Origin of the sequence: Stenotrophomonas sp. GD03794 (assembly GCF_029842145.1) — a bacterium.
GTDB classification, from domain to species: Bacteria; Pseudomonadota; Gammaproteobacteria; order Xanthomonadales; family Xanthomonadaceae; genus Stenotrophomonas; species Stenotrophomonas riyadhensis.
On the sequence record NZ_JAOCFV010000092.1, the window covers coordinates 1 to 8,190 of the forward strand.

At 66.8% G+C, this 8,190-nt stretch carries 5 protein-coding genes; all 5 read left to right on the forward strand.

Translation table 11 applies throughout. The features are described from left to right. Positions 1-136 precede the first annotated feature (136 nt). Complete coding sequence (locus tag N5D91_RS23885) at positions 137-1,552, forward strand: cupin domain-containing protein (protein WP_180855572.1); 1,416 nt, start codon at positions 137-139, stop codon at positions 1,550-1,552. 9 nt (positions 1,553-1,561) lie between these two features. Continuing rightward, positions 1,562-2,458, forward strand: a complete 897-nt coding sequence (locus N5D91_RS23890; RefSeq protein ID WP_180855571.1) for a GNAT family N-acetyltransferase — start codon at positions 1,562-1,564, stop codon at positions 2,456-2,458. Between the two features lie 186 nt (positions 2,459-2,644). Beyond that, positions 2,645-5,476 (forward strand): 2-oxoglutarate dehydrogenase E1 component, encoded by a 2,832-nt coding sequence (locus N5D91_RS23895; RefSeq protein ID WP_032129626.1) that lies wholly within the window; start codon positions 2,645-2,647, stop codon positions 5,474-5,476. A 40-nt stretch (positions 5,477-5,516) separates the two neighbouring features. After that, positions 5,517-6,719 carry a dihydrolipoyllysine-residue succinyltransferase gene (gene sucB / locus N5D91_RS23900; RefSeq protein WP_014037775.1) on the forward strand — a complete coding sequence of 401 codons (1,203 nt, stop codon included), beginning with the start codon at positions 5,517-5,519 and terminating at the stop codon, positions 6,717-6,719. A gap of 63 nt (positions 6,720-6,782) precedes the next feature. Continuing rightward, positions 6,783-8,190, forward strand: a 1,408-nt coding sequence (gene lpdA, locus N5D91_RS23905; RefSeq protein ID WP_197565005.1) for a dihydrolipoyl dehydrogenase, incomplete at its 3' end; no start/stop codon positions are given.

The window sequence follows — 8,190 nt, forward strand, 5'->3', positions numbered from 1 at the left end:
ACGAGGGGCTCCGCCGTTGGCCGGACACCCCGCGACAAACCCGCGCACGTGCGCAATGCCCACGAACGGCGGACAATGGAGATCTCAGGCGGCCCGCCGTGCCGCCCCTCCCGCTTTCCGCTGCAAGGATTCCCCCATGGCCGCCCGCAAGTCCTCCGCCCCCCTGATCGAAGTCACCGCCCGCCCCGGCCAGCCGCTGGGCATGGCGCCGGCCACCTTCCTGCGCGACTTCTGGCAGAAGCGCCCGTTGCTGATCCGCAATGCCTTCCCGGACTTCCAGACCCCGGTGCAGCCGGAAGACCTGGCCGGGCTGGCCTGCGAGGAAGGCGTGCTGGCACGCCTGATCGAGCACGACAAGACCCAGGACGGCTGGCGCGTGCGCACCGGCCCGTTCCAGGAAGACGTGTTCCCCGCCCTGCCCGACCACGACTGGACCCTGCTGGTGCAGGACGTGGACAAGTGGGACCCGGACGTGCGCGCCCTGATCGAGCACTTCCGCTTCCTGCCGCGCTGGCGCATGGATGACGTGATGATCAGCTTCGCCGCCACCGGCGGCTCGGTCGGCGCCCATGTCGACCAGTACGACGTGTTCCTGCTGCAGGCCCATGGCCACCGCCGATGGCAGATCGATGCCAGCGAATCGATCAAGGGCAAGCAGCCGCCGCTGGGCTTCCGCCCGGACGTGGAGCTGAAGCTGCTGAAGGTGTTCAAGCCGACCCACGACTGGGTGCTGGCGCCGGGTGACATGCTGTACCTGCCGCCGAACGTGCCGCACCACGGCGTGGCCGAAGACCCGTGCCTGACCTTCTCGTTCGGCATGCGTGCGCCGTCCTCGGCCGAGCTGATCAGTGACTACCTGGACACCCTGATCGCGGATGCCGACGAGAACACCCGCTACCAGGACGCCGACCTGAAGGTGCCGGCCGATCCGAACGAAATCGACACAGTGGCGATGGCACGTGTGATCACCGCCCTCAACGCCATCCGCATGAACGACCCGGACAAGCTGGGTGACTGGTTTGGTCGCTTCATCACCACCTACCGCGCCGCCGGCGAAGTGATGGCCCACCAGGCCGCACCGGCACAGGAAGAAGTGGTCCAGGCCCTGGCCTCGGGCCTGCTGCTGCAGCGCCACCCGTGGGCCCGCCTGGCCTGGCGCCGGGCCAAGCGCGGCGCCAGCCTGTACGTCAGCGGCCAGGACTTCGCGCTGCCGGTGAAGGACGCGCAGCGCCTGGCTGGCGCCGAACAGCTGGACGCCGCCGCCTATCGCGGCCTGTCCGACAAGGGCCGTGCCGTGGTCCAGCAGCTGCTGGTCGGCGGCGTGTTCCAGCTGATCGACCCGAACGAGATCTATGACGCCGAAGACGAGGACGACGGCGAGGATGCCGTGGTGCTCGGCGAGGTCGTCGAAGGCCGCGACCGCGTGGATGCGATCGACGCCGACGCGGTGTCCGACGATGTCCACTCCGTGACCGTGCACGACGACGGCATCGAGGTCATCGTCAACTTCGAGGACGACGAGGAAGACGACAGCGGTGCTGGCCGCGCCTGAGTCGCCACCATGATCCGGGTCCAGCAGGTCAGCCACGCCGATGCCCACGTTGCCATCCACGAGGTGCGCCAACGCGTGTTCGTGCAGGAACAGGGCATCGCCGCCGAGCTGGAACGCGATGCGCTGGACCCGGTCAGTGCCCATGTGCTGGCGCTGGACGCTGACAATCAGCCGGTCGGCACCGGCCGGCTGGCCCCGGATGGCCGTATCGGCCGCATGGCGGTGCTGGCCAGCCATCGCAGCCACGGGGTCGGCGAGGCCCTGCTGGAAGCACTGGTGGAGGCCGGGCGCCGGCTCGGCCTGGCCGAGCTGCATCTGCACGCCCAGCTGCCCGCCCGTGACTTCTATGCCCGCCAGGGTTTCCTGCCCGAAGGCGAGGTGTTCGAGGAGGCCGGCATCGGCCACCAGCAGATGCGCCGCCGGCTGGGCGCGGCCAGCGCCATCGACAGCCGCGCCGAGGCGGTGGCCATCACCACGGCCATCATCCACCGCGCCCGTCGCCAGCTGTGGCTGCACAGCCGCCAGCTGGACCCCGGGCTGCTCGACGCGCCCCCGGTACAGACCGCCCTGCGGCGCTTCGTCACCGCCCGCCACGACAAGCAGCTGCGGGTGATCGTGCACGACGCCGCCGCGATCGCCTCTGCCGGGGCACCGCTGCTGGCGCTGGCCCAGCGCCTGCCCAGCGTGATCCAGTTCCGCGAGGTCAGCGATCCGGTCGACCGTGCGCTGGCCTCGGCCTGCCTGCTCAACGATGCGGGCGACTTCTACTTTCGTCTGATCGGGCATCGGCTCGACGGTGAGGCCGGGATCGCGCTGCCGGCACGTTCGCAGCCGTTCGAGCAGCAATTGCAGCGCGTCTGGGACCGTTCGCGTGATTGCAGCGAACTGCGCGCGCTCGGCATCTGAGCGGAGCTGGCTGACTCAACCTGTCTGGAAGCGGCACCGGGGGACGCGCGATACCTCCGGTTGTGCCCCTTCGTGTCCGGTTGGGGGTACAATTTGGCTGTTTGAACGCGCCCGCGCAGGGCTATTCATCTTCCTGCCGGGTCCTTCTGAAGCCATACCCCACAAAGCGAATCAACACCCTCCATCGTGGACAATCAACTGAAGCAGTTTGCGCAATCTTCGCAACTCGCCGGCGGCAACGCCTCCTATGTCGAGGACCTGTACGAGCAGTACCTGGTCTCCCCGGATAGTGTCGATCCCAAATGGAAAACCTACTTCGACGGCTTCAAGGGCCGCGAAGCAGGTGACATTCCGCACTCGGCCGTCATCTCCCACATTGCGGACGCGGCCAAGGATGCGCTGAAGGCCGGTACCGGCAACGGTGCAGGCGACGAGCGCGAGCGCAATGTCGGTCGTCTGATCACTGCCTACCGTTCGCGCGGCCACCTGGACGCCCGCCTCGATCCGCTGGGCCTGGCCGCACCGGTCAACACCCCGGACCTGGGCCTGCCGTTCCACAGCCTGTCCGATGGCGACCTCAACAGCGAGTTCAGCACCGGCGGCGTCGGTGGCCAGCCGCGCATGAAGCTGCGCGACCTGCTGGCACGCCTGAAGGCGACCTACACCGGCTCGATCGGTGCGGAGTTCATGCACATCTCCGAGGTCGAGCAGCGCCAGTGGATCTACAAGAAGCTGGAACTGGCCGGTGGCAACTACCAGCTGGACGCTGACACCCAGCGCCGCACGCTGGAGCGTCTGACCGCGGCTGAGGGCCTGGAGCGCTACCTGCATACCAAGTACGTCGGCCAGAAGCGCTTCTCGCTGGAAGGCGGCGACTCGCTGATCCCGATGATGGACACCATCATCCGCAGCGCCGGCAAGGATGGCGTCAAGGACGTGGTGATCGGCATGGCCCACCGCGGCCGCCTGAACGTGCTGGTCAACACCCTGGGCAAGAACCCGCGCAAGCTGTTCGACGAATTCGAAGGCAAGTTCGAGCACGACGAGCACGCCTCGGCCGGTGACGTGAAGTACCACATGGGCTTCTCCGCCGACGTCGCTACCGACGGCGGCCCGGTGCACCTGGCGCTGGCGTTCAACCCGTCGCACCTGGAAATCGCCGACCCGGTCGTGGCCGGTTCCGTGCGTTCGCGCCAGGAGCGCCGCAAGGACACCGCGCGCAAGCAGGTCATGCCGATCCTGATCCACGGCGACGCGGCCTTCTCCGGCCAGGGCGTGGTCATGGAACTGTTCCAGATGTCGCAGGCCCGCGGCTTCGCCGTCGGCGGCACCGTGCACATCGTGGTCAACAACCAGGTCGGCTTCACCACCTCCAACCCGCTGGATACGCGTTCCACGCGCTATGCCACCGACGTGGCGAAGATGATCGCCGCCCCGGTGCTGCACGTGAACGGCGATGATCCGGAAGCGGTTGTGTTCGCCGCGCAGCTGGCCTTCGAGTTCCGCCAGAAGTTCGCCAAGGACGTGGTCATCGACCTGATGTGCTACCGCCGCTGGGGCCACAACGAGGCCGACGAACCGGCGATCACCCAGCCGCTGATGTACCAGGTGATCCGCAAGCACGCCACCACCCGCGAGATGTACGCCGAGCAGCTGGAAAAGGCGGGCGTGATCGCCGCCGGTGCCGGCAAGGCGATGGTCGATGCCTACCGCGAGAAGCTGGATGCCGGTGAAGTGACCACCGAGCTGGCCAAGGTCGAGAAGACCCCGCCGACCAGCCCGCTGTTCGTCGATTGGCCGAAGCTGCTGGAAGGCAAGCTGTCCGACCCGATCTCGACCAAGGTCGAGAAGAACAAGCTGGTCGAGCTGGCCAAGCTGATCAACACCATTCCGGACGAAGTGCAGCTGCACTCGCGCGTGGCCAAGGTCTACGACGACCGCCGCAAGATGGCCGCCGGCGAGATCCCGGGCGACTGGGGCTTTGCCGAGAACCTGGCGTACGCCACCCTGCTCGACGAAGGCAGTGCCCTGCGCCTGGTCGGCCAGGACGTGGGCCGCGGTACGTTCACGCACCGCCACGCGATCCTGCACGACCAGAAGACCGACAACTACTACATGCCGCTGCGGCAGCTGGTGGATTCGCCGGAGAAGGCCACCGTCATCGATTCGCTGCTGAGCGAAGAAGCGGTGATGGCCTACGAGTACGGCTTCTCCACCACCGATCCGAACACGCTGTGCATCTGGGAAGGCCAGTTCGGCGACTTCGCCAACGGTGCCCAGGTCGTCATCGACCAGTTCATCGCCGCCGGTGAAGCCAAGTGGGGCCGCATCTCCGGCCTGACCCTGCTGCTGCCGCATGGCTATGAAGGTCAGGGCCCGGAACACAGTTCGGCGCGCCTGGAGCGCTTCCTGCAGCTGTGCGCGCTGGAGAACATGCTGGTGGTGGTGCCGTCGACCCCGGCGCAGGCCTTCCACATGCTGCGCCGCCAGCAGCACCTGACCACCCGCAAGCCGCTGGTGGTGATGTCGCCGAAGTCGCTGCTGCGCCACAAGCTGGCCGTGTCGACCCTGGACGAACTGGCCAACGGCGAGTTCCAGCACCTGATCGGCGACGCCAATGCGGACGCCAAGAAGGTCAAGCGCGTGGTGCTGTGCTCGGGCAAGGTCTACTACGACCTGCTGGAAGACCAGACCAAGCGTGGCCAGGACGACGTGGCGATCATCCGCGTGGAGCAGCTGTACCCGTTCCCGCGTGCGCTGCTGGCTGCCGAACTGAAGAAGTACGGCAAGGCCACCGACGTGGTGTGGACGCAGGAAGAACCGCAGAACCAGGGTGCGTGGTACCAGATCCGCCACCACCTGCAGTTCTGCCTGGCCGATGGCCAGAACCTGCACTACGCCGGTCGCGCACGTTCGGCTTCGCCGGCTGCCGGTCACATGGCTGACCACGTCCGCGAACAGCAGCAGCTGGTCGCCGACGCACTGGTCAACCCGTTCAACGACACGTTCGCTGAATAATCCTCCCCCTATTTAGAAGACAAACCAGGAAGCTCCCGCAATGGCCACCGAAGTCAAAGCCCCGGTACTGCCCGAATCCGTCGCCGACGGCACCATCGCCACCTGGCACAAGAAGGTGGGCGACGCCGTCAAGCGCGACGAAAACCTGCTTGACCTGGAAACCGACAAGGTCGTCCTGGAAGTGCCGTCGCCGGTCGACGGCGTGCTCAAGGAAATCAAGTTCGCCGAAGGCTCGACCGTGACCTCCAGCCAGGTCGTGGCGATCATCGAGGAAGGCGCCGTGGCTGCTGCCCCGGCTCCGGCCGCTGAAGCCGCTCCGGCTGCTGCCGCTGCCCCGGCCGCCGCTGCGCCGGCCGCTGCCGCCGCTCCGGCCCCGGCTGCCAAGTCGGCCGCCGACGCGCTGCCGCCGGGCGCCCGCTTCACTGCCATCACCGAAGGCGTGAACCCGGCCGACGTCGACGGCACCGGCCGTCGCGGCGCGGTGACCAAGGAAGACATCGTCAACTTCGCCCGCAACGGCGGCGCCGGCAAGGCCGGTGGCGCACGTCCGGAAGAGCGCGTGCCGATGACCCGCATCCGCAAGCGCATCGCCGAGCGCCTGATGGAGTCGAAGAACTCCACTGCCATGCTGACCACCTTCAACGAAGTCGACCTGTCCAAGGTCTCGGCTGCGCGCAAGGAACTGCAGGACGAGTTCGTCAAGGCACACGGCATCAAGCTGGGCTTCATGAGCTTCTTCGTGAAGGCCGCTGCCAATGCCCTGCAGCGCTTCCCGCTGGTCAACGCCTCGATCGACGGCGACGACATCATCTACCACGGCTACTCGGACATCTCGATCGCCGTGTCGACCGAGAAGGGCCTGGTCACGCCGGTGCTGCGCAACGTCGAGCGCATGTCGTTCGCCGACATCGAGAAGACCATCGCCGACTACGCCAAGAAGGCCCGTGACGGCAAGCTGAGCCTGGAAGAACTGCAGGGTGGCACCTTCACCGTGACCAACGGCGGCACCTTCGGTTCGCTGCTGTCGACCCCGATCATCAACCCGCCGCAGAGCGCCATCCTGGGCATGCATGCCATCAAGGAGCGTCCGATCGCCCAGAACGGCCAGGTCGTGATCGCGCCGATGATGTACCTGGCGCTGTCGTACGACCACCGCATCATCGACGGCAAGGACTCGGTGCAGTTCCTGGTGGACATCAAGAACCAGCTGGAAAACCCGGGCCGCATGCTGTTCGGCCTGTAAGAAACCTCCCGCCCCTCCGCGCCTGCGCGGAGGGGTTCTGGTAATGCATCAAGGAATAATTCAATGGCTGAACAATTCGACGTCGTCGTCATCGGTGCCGGCCCGGCCGGTTACCACGCTGCCATCCGCGCGGCCCAGCTGGGCCTGAAGACCGCCTGCATCGACGCAGCGCTGGGCAAGGACGGCAAGCCGGCGCTGGGCGGCACCTGCCTGCGCGTGGGCTGCATCCCGTCCAAGGCGCTGCTGGATTCCTCGCGCCAGTTCTGGAACATGGGCCACATCTTTGGCGACCACGGCATCAGCTTCAAGGATGCCAAGATCGACGTCGAGGCGATGGTTGGCCGCAAGGACAAGATCGTCAAGCAGTTCACCGGCGGCATCGGCATGCTGTTCAAGGCCAACAAGGTCGCCGCCTACTACGGCTTCGGCGAACTGCAGCCGGGCAACGTGGTCAAGGTCACCCAGCATGACGGTTCCATCGTCGAGCTGAAGGGCACCAACGTCATCATCGCGGCCGGTTCGGATTCGATCGAACTGCCGTTCGCCAAGTTCGACGGCGAGACCATCGTCGACAACGTCGGCGGCCTGGACTTCACCGAAGTGCCGAACCGCCTGGCCGTGATCGGCGCCGGCGTGATCGGCCTGGAACTGGGCAGCGTGTGGAAGCGCCTGGGCGCTGAAGTCACCATCCTGGAAGCACTGCCGGAGTTCCTGGCCGTGGCCGACGCCGAAGTGGCCAAGACCGCTGCCAAGGAATTCAAGAAGCAGGGCCTGGACATCCGCCTCGGCGCCAAGGTCTCCAAGACCGAGATCACCGGCAAGGGCAAGAAGAAGGAAGTCGTTGTCACCTACACCGACAGCGAAGGCGAAAAGACCCTGACCGTGGACAAGCTGCTGGTGGCCGTTGGCCGTCGCGCCGCCACCAAGGGCCTGCTGGCCGAAGGCACCGGCGTCAAGATCAACGAGCGCGGCCAGATCGAAGTCGACGCGCACTGCCACACCGGCGTCAACGGCGTGTGGGCGGTCGGCGACTGCGTGCGCGGCCCGATGCTGGCGCACAAGGGCTTCGAGGAAGGCATCGCGGTGGCTGAGCTGATCGCCGGCCTGCCGGGCCACGTCAACTTCGACACCATCCCGTGGGTCATCTACACCGAGCCGGAGCTGGCGTGGGTCGGCAAGACCGAAGCCCAGCTGAAGGCCGAAGGCATCCCGTACAAGGCCGGCAGCTTCCCGTTCGCCGCCAACGGCCGTGCCGTGGCGATGATCGAGCCGGCAGGCTTCGTGAAGATCCTGGCCCATGCCGAAACCGATCGCATCCTCGGCATGCACCTGGTCGGCGCCAACGTCTCCGAGCTGGTGCACGAAGGCGTGCTGACCATGGAGTTCAGCGGCTCGGCCGATGACCTGGCCCGCATCTGCCACGCTCACCCGTCGCTGTCGGAAGTGATCCACGACGCAGCGATGGCGGTCA